The organism is Fusibacter paucivorans (assembly GCF_018390735.1).
GTDB lineage: Bacteria > Bacillota > Clostridia > Peptostreptococcales > Acidaminobacteraceae > Fusibacter > Fusibacter paucivorans.
The window spans coordinates 114,098-132,037 of sequence record NZ_JAHBCL010000012.1; the positions used below are offsets into that span (position 1 = coordinate 114,098).

Sequence of the window (17,940 nt, forward strand, 5' to 3'; positions counted from 1 at the left end):
TGAGGTTTTCCAAAAAGTGCTATGAAAGTGAACCGATTAAAATTTGAATACTGCAATTTCTTCAAATAATTTTTGAACAATTTATGAAACCGTATACACCCATTGCATTTTTCGTCTATAATAGGGTAAACAATATGAAAAGTAAAGAGGAGGCTGCTTATGTTTGGTCATATGAAACGATATGAGGAAGAACGTCGTCTACGGGAACAGAAAAAAAATCGAGATTCATTTGTGACTGGTGCAGCACTGGGATTTATCGCAGGGTATTGTGCCCGAAAATTCATCGCCCCCAAACTGATGACCATTGATATTTCAGACGTTGTCGATAAAGAAAAGGGATTCATCAAATCAAAATGTGATGACTTAAAGGAAACCGTTACATCACTTAAAGATCGTTTTGTTCCAGAAATATGCTGTTGCGGCTGTGATGGAGAAGACTGTGATTGTGAAGACGAGTGTACCTGTGAAGACGATTGCGAATGTCATTGTGGTGATGATGAAGCAAAAAGTGAAGACGCGGAAACAAGTGAAACTGAAATGAACGAAACGGCAAACGCCTCAGAAGCAACTGATCCGACAGACGACAAAATAGAATAAGATCTCATGAAACTGAAAACGCTGTTGAGCATTTAATTCGTTTTAATGTTCAACAGTTTTTTATTGTCCTGTCATTTCATCTGACGAAGTCTATTTGCAACCATTATTAATACCGCAGTTGCACTTTTGATACATAACATCTGACAAATCACCTGCAAAATCCGCCTTTCATGCTTGGCACCGCTCTTGCATCAGTATTATAGAAGGCGCATTTTAATGCTCAATAATGCTTAGGAGTTGTCTATGAATGTTCAAATGAGGAACCTGTTTATCAGTCTCATCGTCCCACTGATTATCATCGTTGTCAAACCGTTTAATCTTTCTTTTAACCAAGCAATGGTGCTTGCCACACTGGTACTGACCATAACCCTCTGGGTCAATGGCGCCGTTCATAAAACACTTGTTTCACTGATGGCACTTCTGCTTTTTTTCACATTTGGCCATCCGCCAATACAGCGATTGCTTCAGTTTCCGCTTTCTGAGAATTTCATTCTCATTGTATTTGCATTTGTTTTTTCCCAAGGCATTGCCAACAGCGGCCTGCCGGAAGTTCTTATTGAACCGTTTCTCTTCCGTCGCGCCACGACAAAGTATCGGCTGCTCTTCATAATATTTCTCTTGGCGTTCTTAATGATCTTTGTCATTCCACAGCCGTTCTCAAGAGTTATCATCTTATCCCATATTTTCAGCCGATATTATGAAAAATTAAAACTTCCGGCAGCGGTTCAAGAGCCACTAATCTTCGCCGTATTCCTCTTTTCGATGTTTATCAATATGACGATGATTCGCGGCGATATTATTTTAAACAATGCGCTCATTACCATGAGCGGGCAACACATTAACGAGCTGATGTGGCTAAAGATCATGTTCCCGCCTACTTTAGTCTATTGCCTGCTGGGGCTATTGCTCTTTGGCTTTATTTTCCACGCTGAACTAACAACCTATCAGAAAATATCTGCCGCGTTTTCGCATCAGGCGCACACGGGGATCACCACTTCTCAAAAGAAATATTTAATCGTCCTTGTCCTCATGCTCATCATTTGGGCAACAGAAGATTTCCACGGCATCAGCGGTACCTACGTTGTCATCATCAGTACCTTACTTATGTTTCCGATGGGGCTGCTGCATAAAGATGATCTTAAATCTGTCAACGGCCATTTGCTTATTTTCCTGACAGCCGCTTTTGCCATTGGCCCAGTCATGACAGTCAGCGGATTGGCAGATATTCTCTTCTCAGGTTTTATTCATATATTCCCTGAAACATTCAACACCGTTTACCAAGCGGCGGTGCTCTTTGTAACGGGATTATTACACATGGTGCTCGGCAGCAATATTACTACCATGTCTGTAGCTCTCCCGGGACTGATGACTGTTTCATCCGGTATCGCTTCGCCCATTGTCATGATGTTCCTTATTTTCATCACCGTCTGCGGTCATTTTATCCTGCCGTTTCACAATGTTATCTTGCTAATCGGCAATGGCAGCGGTCTCTATGACGCAAAGCCGGTGGTCAAATACGGCCTATGGCTGCTGCCGGTTATGGTATTGGCTGCATTTTTGATTTATTTGCCTTGGTGGCATCTCGTTCTCTAACACGCAGTTCCTAAAGTCACTAAATATCTATACAGCGCTTTGAACAGTCTCTTGACTGCATAAAAAACACCTGACAGTTAATACCTTGTCAGGTGTTTTCAGTTGCTTCATTATTTCTGCTTGATGATCACTAACCGCTTTAACGCATCAGACGTATATACCGCCGTTGATATTAATCGTTTGACCATTGATGTAATCACTGTCAGATGACGCTAAAAAGCGTATGACTTTTGCAACTTCCTCCGGCATTCCGGGGCGCTGCATTGGTATTTTTGAAATAATTTTTTGCTGGACAGCCTCTGGAATACGGTCGGTCATATCCGTTTTAATAAAGCCTGGCGCAATGGCATTGATTCTTATATTATAGCGCGGCAATTCTTTGCTGAGGCTTTTGACGAAACCGATCACACCTGCCTTTGATGCAGCATAGTTTGTCTGTCCGTAATTGCCTTCATTGCCTGATAGTGAGCTCACACAGACAATATTGCCGCCTGCACCACCTGCTGCCATCACTTTGACAACTTCCTGTGTACAGATGAACATAGATGTCAAATTGATCTGAATAACAGCCTGCCAATCGTCGTCGGACATTTTTAAGAATGACCGATCTTTCGTAATCCCGGCATTGTTAACCAAGAGGTCAATTTTACCGTATGTCTCATGTACTTTCTGTACCATATCGGCAACTGCCTCCCGTTTCGTAATATCGACAGTATATGACGCTGCTTTGCCGCCGTTTCCTAAAATTTCTTCACAAGCAGCTTCTGCATTTTCACGATTAATATCGACGATCACCACAATGGCGCCAGCGCTGGCAAGCTCCAAGGCCATTGCTCTGCCAAGCCCCCTACCGGCACCTGTGATGATTGCGACTTGATTATCTAATTGCATATCAGCCTCCTAGTAAAAAACAGAACCCATTAGAATAATCGCCAGTGTACAAACAAGCGGCATGAGCACCGTTGTCGCAAAGACGTGTTTATAGCCCTTCGCATAAGAAACGCCGCTTAGAGTGAAGAATACGACGACGACAGAGTTCCACGGCAATGAATCAAATCCTAATGAAGCCGTTGATATCAAACGGTGCAATAATTCCGGATTATATCCCCATGATAGAAAATCGTTGCCGAAGAGTTCGAGAATCATCGTCATACTGCCTGAAGACGATCCTGTCATCGCTGATAAAATAGAGGTCGTCGCTACGACTTTAAAAAGACCAGGAATGCTCAAGTTCAGCAAGAAGTTTTTCATAACTTCGAAAAACGGCGCTACCGCTACGGTCCGCGCGACACCGACGACAACTGAAACGTAAATAACCGGTAAGATCCCATTGGCAACCCCTGCATTTACCGTATCCAGCACATTTCCCATCGACTTTTTAAAGATTGCGATCCCAACGGCACTAGCAATAATAAGACCAAAGACAATATCCACTTTTAAGACATTGATAATAACGAGCGCCAAACCAATTGGTAAAATTGAGAGCCAGAATGACGGTGCTGATTCGTTGAGCGCCGCTTCATCGAGTTCAATGGATTGCGTTAAACTAAATTCTTCCAAGTCAAAATGCTTTTCGCTGTTTTTCATAATCCATTTAATGTACAAATAACCAATGATAAAATAAAGTACTGTTACGCTTAAACCAATAGCTGGCGCCGCCATGAGCGTCGTCCCAAAATAACTCGTAGGAATAATGTTGAGCAGCTGCAAACTCCCCGGCAGCATCCCAACGGGCGGAATAGTCCCAAGCATCGCAATACCCGGAAAATAGGACCACGGAATTCTAAGTTTCTTAAATAAGCTCTTGCCAATTGGCAAGATAAAGAAGACGATGACGAATATACTGACGCCGCCGTAGAGTAAGATGAGTGTTACAGCGACAAAAGTGGCCAACGACCATTTGTCGCCTGCTTTGCTGGCAATGGTATTTGCGATGCGCCATCCAGCGCCGCTGTCTTCCAGTACTTTGCCAAACAAGGCACCAAAACAGAAGAGGAGAAGGTATTTCCCCGCAAACCCCATAAACCCGTCGATGTATGGACCAGTCCACACTTCAGCGACATTCATACCGCTGAAGACGGCAATAATGGCACTGACGACCAAAGTAACCACGAGCAGATTAACCTTCTTCCATGCGCCGAACATCAACACAGCAAAACCAATGAGTATGCCTATACCACTCAAAACCGTCATAAATTTACCCCCTTATAATAGATTATATATGAAGTGCTTACAGCTTCATAACCTTTTGTAAACCGCCCCAATTCGTTTCAAAAATCTCTGCCGGCATCTGTTTTAAGTCTTCAGAAATCCTCGGTTTAAATGCCATTTGAGACAGAATATCCCGTTCGATATCAATGCCCGGTGCCACTTCAATAAGCGTCAAGCCCCCTGATTCGAGTTTAAAGACAGCGCGTTCCGTTACATAGAGAACCGGCTGACCCACTTGGCTGGCATATTGTCCGCTGAAAGTAATGTGATCGACTTGCTCAACAAATTTTTGTTTCGCACCTTCTTTGAGTATCACAAGCTTCCCGTCTTTGACTTCAGTTTTCAAACCGCCGGCCGTAAAGGTGCCGCAAAATACAACTTTCTTAGAGTTCTGACTGATATTAATAAAACCGCCTGGTCCCACCACTTTTTCACCAAATTTGCTGACATTTAAATTCCCAAACTGATCGGTTTCAGCCAGTCCCAAGAAAGCCCCCGCCAGTCCGCCGCCATCATAGAAGTCAAACTGGTACTGATGATCGATAATTGCCTCAGCATTATAAGCAGTGGCAAAATCTACACCGCTTGCCGGAATCCCGCCGTAAGTCCCGAGCTCTGTCGTCATGGTGATATAATCGCTGACACCTTCTTCCGCCGCAACGCTGGCAATCCCCTCCGGCATCCCAATGCCTAGATTGACAACCGTATTGGGGGTGAGCTCCATCGCCGCTCGGCGTGCAATGATTTTTCGATCGATTAATGGCAATTTCGGTATCGCATTTAGTGGTATCTTAACATCACCGTTCAGCGCAGGATTAAAGACCGTCCCTTTCGTCTGCATATGCTGTTCACGTGGTGCAACGACGATGTAGTCAATATAATTGCCGGGAACTTTAACGCTTTGAGGGTGAAGTTGATATGGTTTGCTAACGTATTCTACCTGTGCTATGACAATGCCGCCGCCGTTTTTGACTGCTTGCGCCATTGAAATTGCTTCTAAGAAAAGCGGCTCCTTATCCATGGTTAAATTTCCCTTTTCGTCGGCAGTCGTTCCGCGAATAAAGGCAATATCTATTGGAAACGTCTTATAGAGCAGCCATTCTTCGCCTTCCAGCTCAATCACTTTTACCAGTTCATCTTTCGTACAAGGCGATACTTTGCCGCCGGTTTGCCGCGGATCGACAAAAGTACCAAGTCCGACTTTCGTAATAACGCCCATTTTTTTCCCGGCAATGTGGCGCCAAAGATGCGACATAACGCCCTGCGGCAGCAAGTGCGCCTCTATTTTATCCGCTCTGACTAGTTCACCGATTTTAGGCGCTTCTCCAATATGACCTGCAATAATTTTGCCAAGCAGTCCTTCGTGTCCCAAATGATTCATGCCCCGCGTTTTACCGTCGCCGCAGCCGCAGCTGTGTATAGCTGTAAGGTTTTGCGGTTTCCCCGTTTCCAAAAATCGCTTTTCGATACCGTCTGCTATATATTCCGGAAAACCCGCCAGTCCCGCTGTCGTCCAAACGGTGGATACACCATCTTGTATCAAATCTACGCACTGTTCCAATGTGATGACTTTTGACATGCTATTGCCCCCTTATTTTTTTGTTTCGACAGTCTGCATCGCTTTTCAGGGCGATGCGGTCTCTGTCTTTAATGCTTAACGTTTTGTTTCTTCACAAATAGCTTTTATTTAACGCCTATTCGTAGTCATACCATCCCTTGCCTGTCTTCTTGCCGAGGCGATTGGCATTGATCATACGTCTAAGCGCTGTCGGCGGCGCCCAGTTAGGCAGTGCAAATTCACTATAAAGGTATTCAAATGAATCAAAGGCAATGTCGAGCCCTGTATAATCCATGAGTTCAAATGGCCCCATAGGATGGTTAAGACCTAGTTTCAACGCCTTATCAATATCTTCAAGTGATGCAATGCCTTCGTCATACACCAAATAGGCTTCTCTAAACTGCGGCAGCATGAGGCGATTGACGACAAACCCCGGCGAATCCTTTTTCACTTCAATGCTCTCTTTGCCAAGTGACGCAACATAGGTTTGCAATGCTTCAACCGTTGCGTCATCCGTATAATAGCCTCTGATGATTTCGACAAGGCGCATAATTGTCGCCGGGTTGAAAAAGTGCAGGCCTGCAAACTGATTACCGCGATCTGTCACAGCAGCAATTTTGGTAATGGACATCGTCGACGTATTGGTCGCAAATATTGTATGTGCATCACAAAGTGCAGATAGATTTTTAAAGACATCCTGTTTCACTTTTAAATTTTCAATGACGGCTTCAATCACGAGATCGACGTCCTTCACTGTTTCCAGCACTGTGGTAAACGACAGTCTCTCCATAACCTCATCACCTGTTTCAGCGGACATTTTGCCTTTTTGGACGAGTTTGGCAATACCTTTTTCAATATTCGCCTTTGATTTTTGCAGCATTGGTTCTGCAATATCATATAAAATAACATCATAACCTGACTGTGCCGATATCTGTGCAATACCGGTTCCCATTGCCCCTGCGCCGATAACGGCAATTTTTTGAATAGCCATAAATACCTCCTAATCTATTTTTAATACCAGTGCCGCAGCCGAATCACCTGCATGGCAGCCTGCGACGACAGCATAACCGCCGCCTTTTAATACGGTCTCTTCAATTGCTTCTATTGCAAGTCTCGCCAGTGTCGGCCCCTGCGGATGACCAAATACAACGGATGTGCCGTAATTGTTTACAGCATCCCATTTAAGCCCCAGCGTCTTGCAAAGATGCAAGTCATTAACGATAAATGGCGTATGATTCTTAAATGTTTTTACATCCTTTAACGCGACCCCGGCATTTTTTAGTGCCATCTGAACAGCACCTGACGGTGCCGCAGGCATAGTCGCTGCTTTCGTGCGATTATAGCCATAGCCTACGACCTGTACAGTTACCGCTTCTTTTGAAAGCGCTTTGGCTTTTTCTTGATTGGTGACAAAGAGACCGACGTTGCCGTCAGCAGGATGTGTCTGTGAGCCAAATGTCAAAATACCGTCTTTTTGAACGGGTTTCAATTTTGCCAACCCTTCTTTCGATGAAGCTGCAATCCCTTCATCCATTTCGATCACCACGGTTTTTTTCCGTGATGCGAGTTCAATCGGCAGCATGTAGCGCTTTTGGAACGCCCTGTCATCTGCTAATGCCATCTGATACTGCTCGTAACGCATCCACGTCATTTCATCCGCTTCTTCTTTCGTAAAGCCATGTTCTTTTGCAACATTCTCACCAGTTGTCAGCATGCCATATCCCGTAGAGGGATCATAGCCCATGTTATCGAGATTGATATTTTCAGAAAGGACTTCGCCGCCGGGACCTGCCGGATTTGGCCATACGATATGCGGTGCATTGGAGAGTCGATCTGTAAAAAGACAATAGGCCGCATCTAAATACCCTGCCTCTACTGCCAACGCGGCATCAAAAATTGCCGTCGTCGATGTCGCACAGGCCTGCGTTACTGCCTGTCCTGTCAAATCGGGAAGTCCCATTAAGTGCGCCGCATAGGTCGGTGCGTAAAAACTGCCCTTTTGCAAAACCGTTTGACCAAAATAAAGGTAATCAATCAGTGTCGTGTCAATTTGTTTTAAATCGAAAAATCGACGGCTGGTCTTTGCACCGAGTACAATTGAATTTTCATTTTGCAGACTTCCCTGCCACTTGCAGAAAGGTGTGCTGTAATAACTCCCATAGGGAATATAGACATTTTTAAACATGTTACCTCCTTAGACTGGTATATTTCTTGCAATAATCTATTAAGAGCAAAACAAATGCCAAACTGTTTCAACAGCATGGCACGAAGGGGTGTAAAAGGCACAATATCAACGAAAAATCATATATTGAAAGACAGCACAGATTGCAGAAACGAACAATCCGATGTATCATAATAAATACATAACCTTCCCAAAGCTCTATTTTTTCGAACCAAAACCAGTACATCTAAACGGAGGTAGCAATGCGACTGGAAAAGGACATTCAAATATCCATTTCTCAAATTAAGCAAATCTTTGATCGTTCATTTGACGGCATCTTTGTAACGGACAGCGAAGGATATGTCATCTTCATCAATCACACAGCTGCACACCATTTAAATCGATCTGTGGAGAATACCATCGGCCTCAATGTCAACGAGTTGATGCAGATGGGCATTTACGACCGATCTGCTGCACTTGAAGCCATTAAACAAAAACGCACAATCACCATGCGCGTCAAAACCATCACCGGCAATTCTATCTCTACCTCACTGCCTATTATTGAAAACGACAAAGTGCTGATGACTATTACCAATGTACGAAGTGAAAAAACGCTTGATTCTTACATTAAAGAACTTGAATACGAGCGTGCAACTGCTCAGCGCTACCGTTCTGCAGCAAATTACTTAAGCGAAGTCAACAAAAAAAGCCGTCTAATCATTGCCAAAAGCAAGAGTATGGAAACAATTATCAATACAGCTCAAAACATTGCTACAACAGATTGTACTGTTTTAATCTCAGGAGAATCGGGTACCGGGAAGGAAGTTTTGTCCCGATTTATTCACCTCAACAGCACTCGCAGCGATGAGCCCTTTATCCCCGTCAATTGTGCAGCCATCCCGCATGAGCTCATCGAATCTGAATTTTTTGGATATGAAAAAGGCGCCTTTACAGGCGCCAATCAGCAAGGAAAACCGGGTTTTTTCGAAATGGCCAACAATGGCACACTTTTTTTAGATGAGCTTGGCGATATGCCGATTTCCATGCAGTCCAAGTTGCTGAGAGCGCTAGAAACGGGAGAAATTCAAAGACTCGGCGGTACAACGCGTATCAAAACCAATGTCCGCGTCATCACGGCAACCAACAAAAACCTCCATCAACTAATGACCGAGGGCAAATTCAGAGATGATCTCTATTACCGGATCAGCGTTATCCCCTTTCAACTGCCGCCGCTTCGCGAACGCCCAGAAGATATTGTCGAGCTGTCAAATCACTTTTTACAGGAATATAATCTCAAATACAATGCCAATAAGTATTTTTCCGATCGGTCAATGCTGTCGTTAATGGATTATGCATGGCCAGGCAACATTAGAGAACTGCGCAATATTATCGAGCGCATTTTTATCATCACACAAGGAGATCAGCTGGAGATTTCCAAGCAGATGATCAATCACCAACATTCTCGGATGACTTCAGCTTCTGAATATGCCGAACTCGATCTAAAGAATTATATGCGTGAAGTTGAAAAACACTATATTTACAGAGCGCTCGAAAAACATGAAGGGCGTATTGGTGAAACTGCCGATTATCTTGGCATTCATCGTACATTGCTCTATAAAAAACTAAAGCAATTTGAAGAACTCGCCTGTGAAAGCATTGATTACTAGTTGATAAATCGAATCCTCTCACCACAAAAAGCGCTTGCAAACGTTTTCGCTGCAAGTGCTTTTATATGCATTAAATTATGATGTCATCATTCATTATCTCATTATTGCCGCATCAGCAATCAAGGCATTATTTTAGCTGGGGGATACCTAAAATAGTGCGTGCCTCTGCAGGCGTGGCAACTTCGTAGCCAAATTCTCTGGCAAAGTTGGCAACGCGCTCTACAAGCTGTGCATTGCTCTTTGCCAATTCACCTTTTCTAAAGTAAATATTATCTTCAAATCCAACACGGATATTACCACCCATTAACATCGTCATAACGCTGCCAGGTAGCTGGTGCGGGCCGATGGCCAATGCAGAAAAATGACTTCCCTGTGGCACTTTGTTAATAAGGTGTACAAGGTTCTCATTTGAGAACTGCATTGCCTGCTGGCTGTTTCTGTCCATACCCATAACAAAACTAAATGAAAGCGGATCTTCCAAGACGCCTTCAGGATAAACATAGTTGACAATATCTTCAATAGATGTGGGATTAAAAACCTCGAGCTCGGGTTTAATGTTGAGATCACGCATGCGTCTTGCCGCGTCAATTAAGAATTCACGCGTCCATTCGTAAATGAATGTGCGGTCTTTCCAAGTTGTGGCAATCAGCGAGCAGTCAAGTGAGCACATCTCCGGCAAGTATTCAGCTTCAAGGACCTTCAAGCCATCTGCGGCTACTGTTCCCGGTTTATTGGCAGGTGCCGTAGAATTTTGAATAATAATTGGGCATTTTTCGCGAACGCGTCGATTGATTTCACTAAAAATAGCTGGGTCGTTTGAAGAGACGCCATCCTTGTCTCTAGCGTGTATATGTGCTATGGATGCTCCCGCCTGATAGGCTTCATAAGCTGCCTGTGCGATTTCTTCCGGTTGCTCAGGCAAGTTTGGATTTGCTTCTTTACCATGAAAAGCACCTGTCAGTGCCACTGTGATAATTACTTTTCTAGCCATACGTTCCTCCTAATTATGAATTGCTTTCTAAGACTTGCCCCGTTGTCTTAACGTCGGTACCCTTCATTCTGAAGGCAGCGGGTTTCTTGTCGAAGAAAGCTGTCAGGAAAAATACCGTAAAACAAACAATGAGCTGAGGGTAAATAACATGTGAAAACATGCCGCTGAATGCCGGCACGATCATCCACAGTGCGACAACGATAAAGCTTGCCAAGAGCGTCAGTATCGCACTGCTGTTTTTACAAAGTTTCGGAAAATAAAGTGATGCAATCAAGATGATAAAATACGCAACGCAAAGCGATAATCCCATCGTGATAAATTTCAATAAAAATTTAATGAAAAAGGCACAGAATAGTGTCAAAACGGTAAAGACAACACCGACTATTTTTGAAAAGCGCACTTCGTCAAAAGGTGTATCTGACTTACGCATCGGTTTGTAGATATCATTGATGAACAGCGCCGAGTTGCCTAAGATCAAAGACGTTGCCGTGGATACATCAGCCGCCCACATACCTGCGAGCACAATACCCGCAACGACGCCGGGGAATGTCATAATGACCGAAGGCAGTGCCATCGCCGTATTTTCAAGTGTCGGAAACATGACGCGAGCCGCCATGCCGATCATGGCTGTCGCAAAGCCGAAGGGCAACACCATCAGACCACCAATGAGATAGCCCCAGAAAGCTGACTTTTCATCTTTTGCTGCAAAAATCATCTGTACAGTTGATTGACTGGTTGGCACATGCACGAAGAAAAGGATTAAATAGGAAATGAAAACACCCACCCCTAAACCATCAACCGGATGCAGGAATGTTTCCGGCTCCGGCAGTGACTGAACGAGCACATCCCATCCGCCAACACTTGACAATGTGAAAATAACGGCGAGTATAACCGAGATATAAAGCAGTACAATGTTGACAACATTGGTGATCCCCGTCGACATCATTCCGCCAATTGAAGCTATTGCTAAGAAGATTGCACCTGAAATCAGCATGCCGTTTGAGAGGGTAAAGTACTGTGGCAGTAAACTGCTGAGAATAGCACCACCTGCAATAAACTGGGCAATCATAATGCAAAAGTTCATAAACAATTGGCCGACTGAACTGATAAAACGTGTCTTTTCACCATAATAGTCGCCATAAATCTGCGAAATCGTCTTTAAGTTAAGACTCCTCAACTTCTTGACAAAGAGAAATGCAGTTGCAACGATACCGACAGCAAAAGCACCGTCATACCATCCTGCAGAGATGCCAAAAGCATAACCGTTCTGCGAAATCCCTACTGTACCGTTTGCACCTAGCGCAACGCCGATAATTGTCACCATGACGAGAACCATGCCAAAGCTGCGATTTGCCAATAGAAAGCTATCGCCGCTTTCACCTGTTTTCGCGCGTTTTGCCTGCATCCTCCTCGCATAGAAGGAAAATGAAATGAGAGCTACCATGTAGGCTACTACAACCAATAATGCAATTGAATTGCTGGACATATTTTTCCACCCCTTGAAATTTTATTGATGCATCGCTTCTCTATCAAAGCAATTCTGATGCCAACTAATTTGTTTTTTGTCAAACAAACTTTTAGAAATTATAATGCTTCCTATCTATAGCACTGAAATCTTCTGTATTCACAACTGTCGATATGGCCTTTTACAATCTTACACGCTTCATCATTTTGGCTATTCTAATGGCAGTCAACAACAAATTCTGATTATAATTTGTTATTTTATTATCATTTAACAATCAAAATCGAGCATTCGTGCCCATTTGTGATCATACCTCATCAGAGTAGTCATTGCAGTCTGTTCAGACATCAACGAGCAAGCTGAATGCTCATTTTTGAGCATTGTGCGCTCGTTTTCAAACATCATCTTTACTTTCAAAGCAAATACATTTCTTTGACGTTTACAGAAATCGTTGTAATTTCAACATTTATTCCTATTGGCACATCTTTTGCATCATTCATAGATCGAACCGGAATACGGAATAATAATGAAGAGGTGAAACATGGCATATCAAGTATTGGTAATGAATTTTGGATCGACGTCTACTAAGTTGGCTGTCTATAAGGACACGACTGAAATTTTAAAAGAATCTATTCAGCACGACAGTCAAGCACTTAAGGCATTCGAACATACGATGGATCAGAAGGACTATCGCAAGCAAGCAGTTTATAAATGGCTGACAGATCACGGCTATGTACTCGATCAATTCGATGCGATCATATCCAGAGGCGGCAACTGCAAACCTATTCCCGGCGGTATTTTCGAAATCACACAGCCAATGATTGACGACATCAACACCGGCCTTTATGGTATTCATCCGGCGGGTATCGGATGTACATTGGCTTACGAATTTGGCAAACTGCATCATGTTCCAGCATTGACCGCATACCCGCCAGTAACAGATGAATTTTGTGAACTTGCCCGTTTTTCAGGTATTCGCGAACTAAAGCGGATTAGTTCATTCCATGCGCTCAATCATAAAGCGATTGCTAAGCGGCATTGTGAATCTGAGGGGCTAAGTTATGAATCCATCAATTTAATTGTTGTCCATCTTGGCGGCGGCGTATCGGTCGCGGCCCACCAACGCGGCAAAATGATTGATGCCAACAATGCACTCGACGGGGATGGCCCTTTTGCGCCTGAACGCTCCGGTACACTGCCCGTAGGCGATCTTGTCAAAATGTGCTATAGCGGCCAGTACACTGAGCGTGAAATGCTCAAAAAAATCACTGGCGGCGGTGGTTTAATGTCTTATTTAGGGACAGCCAGTGCACTGGATGTAGAAGCAAAAATCAGTGCCGGCAATGAAGATGCCAGAAATGCCTATGCTGCAATGGCTTTCCAAATCGCAAAAGCAATTGGCGGTGCCGCGGCTGTATTGAAGGGTGATATCAAAGGTATTTTATTCACCGGGAGCATTGCATATTCAGAAATGTTTGTCAACATGTTGAAGTCCTATATTGACTTTATTGCACCAGTCTATGTCTATGCCGGGGAAAACGAGATGCTTTCACTTGCTGAAAATGCATACCGTTACTTGACTAAATCCGAAAAACCACTGATTTACTAAAAGGACACTTTATTGTCCATTATTTACAGAAAGGATTCCACCTTATGATTAATAATTTAACCGCATTGATGAACGCAGCAAAACAAAAAGAAAAGAAAAAGATCGCCGTCGTTTGCGCAGAGGATATGGATACCATTCAGGTTGTCAAATTGGCACTTGAACAGTCTCTCGCTTCATTTATCCTTATTGGTGACCAATCTAAAATCGAACCCCTCATGGCTGAAGCACAAATAACTGAGGCCATAGAAATCGTTCACGAGCCCGACCATACCGCAGCCGCCGATCGAGCTGTTGATTTAATTGTCGCCGGTAAAGCAGGTGCCATCATGAAAGGGCTTATTCATTCTAATCTCTTTTTAAAAGCGCTTTTTAATAAAGAAAAAGGACTCAATGCCGGCAATCAAATTACACAAATTTCTATTTTTGAAAAACCGGATCAAAGCGGTCTAATGCTATTAACAGATTGCGCCATCAGTGTCACACCAGATGTTATGGCCAAAAAAGGCATTATTGAAAACGCCGTTCGTCTAGCACATCAACTTGGCGTCGAAAAACCCAAAGTTGCCATTTTAGCACCTGTTGAAAATATAAATTTGCAAATGCAGGACACGATTGACGCAGCCATTCTATCAAAAATGTGTGACCGTGGTCAGATTAAAGACTGCATCGTCGACGGTCCCTTTGCCTTTGACAACGCCATTTCTGAAGAAGCCGCAAGGCATAAGGGCATTTTAGGCGATGTTGCAGGACACGCCGACATTGTCGTCGTACCAAATCTCTTGGTTGGCAATGCCCTGACAAAAAGTATTACCTATATTGCCGGCAAGAAGGTCGTCGCCGCTACTGTTGGCGCCAATGTCCCCGTCGTATTTACATCCAGAACAGAATCGACAGAAGGTAAATTACTCTCCATTGCACTTGCCACTTATACAGCTTAGCCTGCCTACAAAACACCGCCTATTTTTCATTGACAAAGGCAGCGCTTGTCTTTTCAACACTTATGCAACGCTGCCTCACACCTCCTCTCTTCAACTTTTCAGAAAGAGGATCCTTGCTATCATTTTAAAGACACGCTTTTATAGGAGATATATATGTCGCGAAACACAAAAAACTTGTTGCTTAGTTTCATTGCACCTATACTTATTTTAATGCTTAAACCACTTGGAATAACATTGGCACAAAGCATCGTCCTAAGCACATTAATATTCACCATTACGGTTTGGGTCAACAATGCCATTCATAAATCTGCCGCCTCCGTCATTGCACTCATACTCTTTTACTGGTTTGGCCATCCGGCACTGCCAAAACTGCTTCAATTCCCACTTTCAGAAAATTTTATACTGATTGTATTTTCTTTCGTTTTCTCACAGGGGATTGCAAACAGCGGTTTAGCCGAATTGCTCATTGAACCTTTTCTCATACGCAATGCTAAAACGAAGTACAAACTGCTCGCCATCATCTATTTATTGGCATTTATCATGATCTTTGTCATACCACAACCCTTTTCACGCGTTATTATCCTTTCACATATTTTCTATCAATATTTTAATAAGATGCAACTTGACAAGGGGGTTCAGAATGTTTTAATGTTTGCAGTCTTTCTCTTCTCCATGTTCATTAATATGACGATGATCAGAGGTGACATTATTTTAAATAACGCCCTGCTCACCATGAGTAATCAGCCAATCACTGAGCTGACATGGATCAAGTGGATGGCACTGCCTTCACTAATTTACTGTATTTTGGCACTACTGCTGTTCAGCAAAATATTTCACAATGAACTGTTGTCCTATCAGCATAAAGCCGGCACTATCTCACATAAAACCAAGGTATCGCTCTCACCACAAAACAAAAAACATCTCATTGCTATCTTAATTATACTTATCGCATGGGCCACAGAAGACCTTCATGGAATCAGCGGCACCTACGTCGTAACACTTGGCACATTAGCGATGATCCCACTGGGCTTAGTCAATAAATCGGACTCAAAAGCCATCAATATACACTTGTTGATCTTTTTAACGGCTGCTTTTGCAATCGGGCCTGTTATGACGGCAAGTGGGTTGGCCGATGTCTTGTTTTCACGATTTACAGCATTTTTCCCGGCTCAGTTTAATACGCTTTATGCGACTGTCATCCTCGCCGTTACAACCGTGCTCCATATGATTCTCGGCAGCAATGTAACCACAATGTCCGTCGTTATTCCCGGGTTAATGACGACTTCGAGCGGAATCGCATCGCCAATCGTCATCATGTTTCTCATTTTTATCGCTGTATGCGGTCACATCATCTTGCCATTTCACAACGTGATTATCCTACTCGGAAACGGCAGCGGCTATTATGAGAATAAGACTGTTATCAAATACGGTATCGCTTTGCTGCCGCTCATGCTTTTATCAGCATTATTTGTCTATTTGCCTTGGTGGCGTTTTATGACATAATAGACTAAAGGAGTGAAATTTATGTCACTGTCGCCAGATATTATGAAAATGATACTTGATCATTCGTATGACGGCGTTACGTATACAGATGAAAACGGCAATATCTGTTACGTCAACGATGCCTATTCACAGATCACCGGTTTATCTAAAACATTTATCATGTCCAATGATTTGGACAGTCTTCTAAAAAAGCACTATCCGATTGCACGATTATTTCAAAAAATATTCGTCGATCGCGTTTCCAATACAGAAGTGATTCAATACATCAACGGTGGCGGCAACGATATTTTAGTTACTGGCATTCCTATTTTTGATGATAACAATACCTTTAAAGGCGTCATTGGAAACATTCGTGACATTACTGATCTTAATCGATTAAAAAATGAACTCAACGTCATCCACCAAGAATATGAAAAGGCACTTGATGATCAGAAACGCGCCAATGCACTCTTAAAACAGAAACTAGATCAGCTGATAAAAGAAAAGAAAAATTTAAATATCAACGGTAGCGATAAAACGAAACAATGGATGCTTGAACTCGGCGAACGCATTGCGCACATTGATTCAACAGTCCTTATAACGGGTGAATCCGGCGTCGGCAAAGACGTCTTTGCAAATTTAGTCCATCAATTGGATGATGATTCAAAACCTTTTGTTAAAATTTCCTGTGGCGCCATTCCGGCAACACTTTTAGAATCCGAGCTGTTTGGCTATGAAGCCGGGGCTTTTACAGGTGCCTCAAAGCAGGGGAAACCGGGTATCTTCGAATTAGCCAAAGATGGTACCGTCTTCCTTGATGAAGTTGGCGAACTCCCCCTTTCCCTGCAAGTCAAGCTTCTGACCGTCCTCCAAGACCGCAAGTTCTATCGCATTGGCGGTATTAAGGAAAAGGAACTGAATGCACGCGTTATCGCAGCGACCAACCGTGATTTAAAAGCTGAAGTTGATGCCAAACGCTTTCGAATGGACTTGTACTATCGCTTAAATGTCATTCCCATTCATATCCCGCCGCTTCGTGAGCGCATTGAAGACATTGTGCCAATTGCCATTGGCATGCTTGAAAAGCTCAATCATAAAAACGGCACGTATAAAAAATTTTCATGGGAAGTTCAAAATTTCATCATGCAATATCCTTGGCCCGGCAATATCAGGGAGCTTGGAAACGTCGTCGAAAGGCTTTATGTCTTTTCTCCTAATGAGTGGATTCTGCCGGAGTATCTCCCTGATGATCTCCTACGCGATCACAAGCATGATAACGCGTGCGAACATGAAGGCATGACCTTAAGAGAACTGACTGAAACTGTTGAACGCGACACAATTCTCCGGTATCTAAAAACCAGAATGACGCTCAATGAAATTGCAGAAAAACTGGATATCAGTATCTCGACACTTGTAAGAAAAATTCAAAAGTATAATCTGCGTCAAAGTCAGATTAAAACCTTTTAAAAGTCATATTAAAACCTTTTAGATGATGGTAATTTATAAATGATGGTAATTAATAAATGATCGCCGTTTCATTTAAAAATAAACAATCGGGTAGGAGAGAAAGTTAAATAACTTTCCCGACCTCCCACAGCACCGTACGTACGGGTCTCGTATACGGCGCTTCCCAAGTTTATGCATTAACAGTTTTGTATTTGTCAGAAAAGA

Annotated in this window: 14 protein-coding genes; 7 read left to right on the forward strand and 7 right to left on the reverse strand. The window is 43.2% G+C overall.

Features of this window, described 5'->3' with window-relative positions; genetic code table 11:
• Nucleotides 1-159 precede the first annotated feature (159 nt).
• Both KHM83_RS08555 and KHM83_RS08560 read left to right on the forward strand, forming a co-directional pair.
• Nucleotides 160-597 carry a hypothetical protein gene (locus KHM83_RS08555; RefSeq protein WP_213236583.1) on the forward strand — a complete coding sequence of 146 codons (438 nt, stop codon included), beginning with the start codon at nt 160-162 and terminating at the stop codon, nt 595-597.
• Between the two features lie 243 nt (nt 598-840).
• Nucleotides 841-2,190: an SLC13 family permease gene (locus KHM83_RS08560; RefSeq protein WP_213236584.1), complete on the forward strand. Its 1,350-nt coding sequence runs from the start codon at nt 841-843 to the stop codon at nt 2,188-2,190.
• Between the two features lie 147 nt (nt 2,191-2,337).
• Here KHM83_RS08560 and fabG read toward each other — a convergent pair whose 3' ends face one another.
• From fabG to KHM83_RS08585, 5 genes are all read right to left on the reverse strand, one after another.
• Nucleotides 2,338-3,081: a 3-oxoacyl-[acyl-carrier-protein] reductase gene (fabG, locus tag KHM83_RS08565; RefSeq protein ID WP_213236585.1), complete on the reverse strand. Its 744-nt coding sequence runs from the start codon at nt 3,079-3,081 to the stop codon at nt 2,338-2,340.
• Nucleotides 3,082-3,090: 9 nt separating this feature from the next.
• Nucleotides 3,091-4,383, reverse strand: coding sequence for a GntP family permease (locus KHM83_RS08570; protein ID WP_213236586.1), 1,293 nt, complete (start codon nt 4,381-4,383; stop codon nt 3,091-3,093).
• Between the two features lie 37 nt (nt 4,384-4,420).
• Nucleotides 4,421-5,980 (reverse strand): acyl CoA:acetate/3-ketoacid CoA transferase, encoded by a 1,560-nt coding sequence (locus tag KHM83_RS08575; protein ID WP_213236587.1) that lies wholly within the window; start codon nt 5,978-5,980, stop codon nt 4,421-4,423.
• Between the two features lie 115 nt (nt 5,981-6,095).
• Nucleotides 6,096-6,950 carry a 3-hydroxyacyl-CoA dehydrogenase family protein gene (locus KHM83_RS08580; protein ID WP_213236588.1) on the reverse strand — a complete coding sequence of 285 codons (855 nt, stop codon included), beginning with the start codon at nt 6,948-6,950 and terminating at the stop codon, nt 6,096-6,098.
• Between the two features lie 9 nt (nt 6,951-6,959).
• Nucleotides 6,960-8,144, reverse strand: coding sequence for a thiolase family protein (locus KHM83_RS08585; protein ID WP_213236589.1), 1,185 nt, complete (start codon nt 8,142-8,144; stop codon nt 6,960-6,962).
• Nucleotides 8,145-8,383: 239 nt separating this feature from the next.
• Here KHM83_RS08585 and KHM83_RS08590 point away from each other — a divergent pair, with 239 nt between their 5' ends.
• A complete protein-coding gene (locus KHM83_RS08590; RefSeq protein ID WP_213236590.1) occupies nt 8,384-9,787 on the forward strand; it encodes a sigma-54 interaction domain-containing protein in 1,404 nt (467 codons plus the stop codon).
• Nucleotides 9,788-9,914: 127 nt separating this feature from the next.
• On the opposite strand, the gene KHM83_RS08595 is transcribed toward KHM83_RS08590, so the two are convergent.
• Together KHM83_RS08595 and KHM83_RS08600 are read right to left on the reverse strand one after the other, a co-directional pair.
• Nucleotides 9,915-10,778, reverse strand: coding sequence for a beta-keto acid cleavage family enzyme (locus tag KHM83_RS08595; protein ID WP_213236591.1), 864 nt, complete (start codon nt 10,776-10,778; stop codon nt 9,915-9,917).
• A gap of 13 nt (nt 10,779-10,791) precedes the next feature.
• Nucleotides 10,792-12,264, reverse strand: coding sequence for a sodium:solute symporter family protein (locus KHM83_RS08600; RefSeq protein WP_213236592.1), 1,473 nt, complete (start codon nt 12,262-12,264; stop codon nt 10,792-10,794).
• 517 nt (nt 12,265-12,781) lie between these two features.
• On the opposite strand from KHM83_RS08600, the gene buk reads away from it, so the two are divergent.
• The 4 genes from buk to KHM83_RS08620 all read left to right on the forward strand — a co-directional run bounded on the left by buk (nt 12,782) and on the right by KHM83_RS08620 (nt 17,736).
• Nucleotides 12,782-13,849: a butyrate kinase gene (buk, locus tag KHM83_RS08605; RefSeq protein WP_213236593.1), complete on the forward strand. Its 1,068-nt coding sequence runs from the start codon at nt 12,782-12,784 to the stop codon at nt 13,847-13,849.
• Nucleotides 13,850-13,893: 44 nt separating this feature from the next.
• Entirely contained in the window at nt 13,894-14,787 is an 894-nt protein-coding gene (locus KHM83_RS08610; protein WP_213236594.1) for a bifunctional enoyl-CoA hydratase/phosphate acetyltransferase, read from the forward strand.
• A gap of 153 nt (nt 14,788-14,940) precedes the next feature.
• The gene (locus tag KHM83_RS08615; protein WP_213236595.1) at nt 14,941-16,290 is read left to right on the forward strand and encodes an SLC13 family permease; all 1,350 of its coding nucleotides are present in this window, start codon (nt 14,941-14,943) and stop codon (nt 16,288-16,290) included.
• A gap of 21 nt (nt 16,291-16,311) precedes the next feature.
• Nucleotides 16,312-17,736 carry a sigma-54 interaction domain-containing protein gene (locus tag KHM83_RS08620; RefSeq protein WP_213236596.1) on the forward strand — a complete coding sequence of 475 codons (1,425 nt, stop codon included), beginning with the start codon at nt 16,312-16,314 and terminating at the stop codon, nt 17,734-17,736.
• Nucleotides 17,737-17,940 lie beyond the last annotated feature (204 nt).

What these genes read in the sequence shown, in the direction of transcription:
- KHM83_RS08620 (WP_213236596.1), top strand. Translation starts at nt 16,312, where the DNA reads ATGTCACTGTCGCCAGATATTATGAAAATGATACTTGATCATTCGTAT.
- KHM83_RS08585 (WP_213236589.1), bottom strand. Translation starts at nt 8,144, where the DNA reads ATGTTTAAAAATGTCTATATTCCCTATGGGAGTTATTACAGCACACCT.
- KHM83_RS08570 (WP_213236586.1), bottom strand. Translation starts at nt 4,383, where the DNA reads ATGACGGTTTTGAGTGGTATAGGCATACTCATTGGTTTTGCTGTGTTG.
- KHM83_RS08560 (WP_213236584.1), top strand. Translation starts at nt 841, where the DNA reads ATGAATGTTCAAATGAGGAACCTGTTTATCAGTCTCATCGTCCCACTG.
- buk (WP_213236593.1), top strand. Translation starts at nt 12,782, where the DNA reads ATGGCATATCAAGTATTGGTAATGAATTTTGGATCGACGTCTACTAAG.
- KHM83_RS08575 (WP_213236587.1), bottom strand. Translation starts at nt 5,980, where the DNA reads ATGTCAAAAGTCATCACATTGGAACAGTGCGTAGATTTGATACAAGAT.
- KHM83_RS08600 (WP_213236592.1), bottom strand. Translation starts at nt 12,264, where the DNA reads ATGTCCAGCAATTCAATTGCATTATTGGTTGTAGTAGCCTACATGGTA.
- KHM83_RS08595 (WP_213236591.1), bottom strand. Translation starts at nt 10,778, where the DNA reads ATGGCTAGAAAAGTAATTATCACAGTGGCACTGACAGGTGCTTTTCAT.
- KHM83_RS08615 (WP_213236595.1), top strand. Translation starts at nt 14,941, where the DNA reads ATGTCGCGAAACACAAAAAACTTGTTGCTTAGTTTCATTGCACCTATA.
- KHM83_RS08555 (WP_213236583.1), top strand. Translation starts at nt 160, where the DNA reads ATGTTTGGTCATATGAAACGATATGAGGAAGAACGTCGTCTACGGGAA.
- KHM83_RS08590 (WP_213236590.1), top strand. Translation starts at nt 8,384, where the DNA reads ATGCGACTGGAAAAGGACATTCAAATATCCATTTCTCAAATTAAGCAA.
- KHM83_RS08580 (WP_213236588.1), bottom strand. Translation starts at nt 6,950, where the DNA reads ATGGCTATTCAAAAAATTGCCGTTATCGGCGCAGGGGCAATGGGAACC.
- fabG (WP_213236585.1), bottom strand. Translation starts at nt 3,081, where the DNA reads ATGCAATTAGATAATCAAGTCGCAATCATCACAGGTGCCGGTAGGGGG.
- KHM83_RS08610 (WP_213236594.1), top strand. Translation starts at nt 13,894, where the DNA reads ATGATTAATAATTTAACCGCATTGATGAACGCAGCAAAACAAAAAGAA.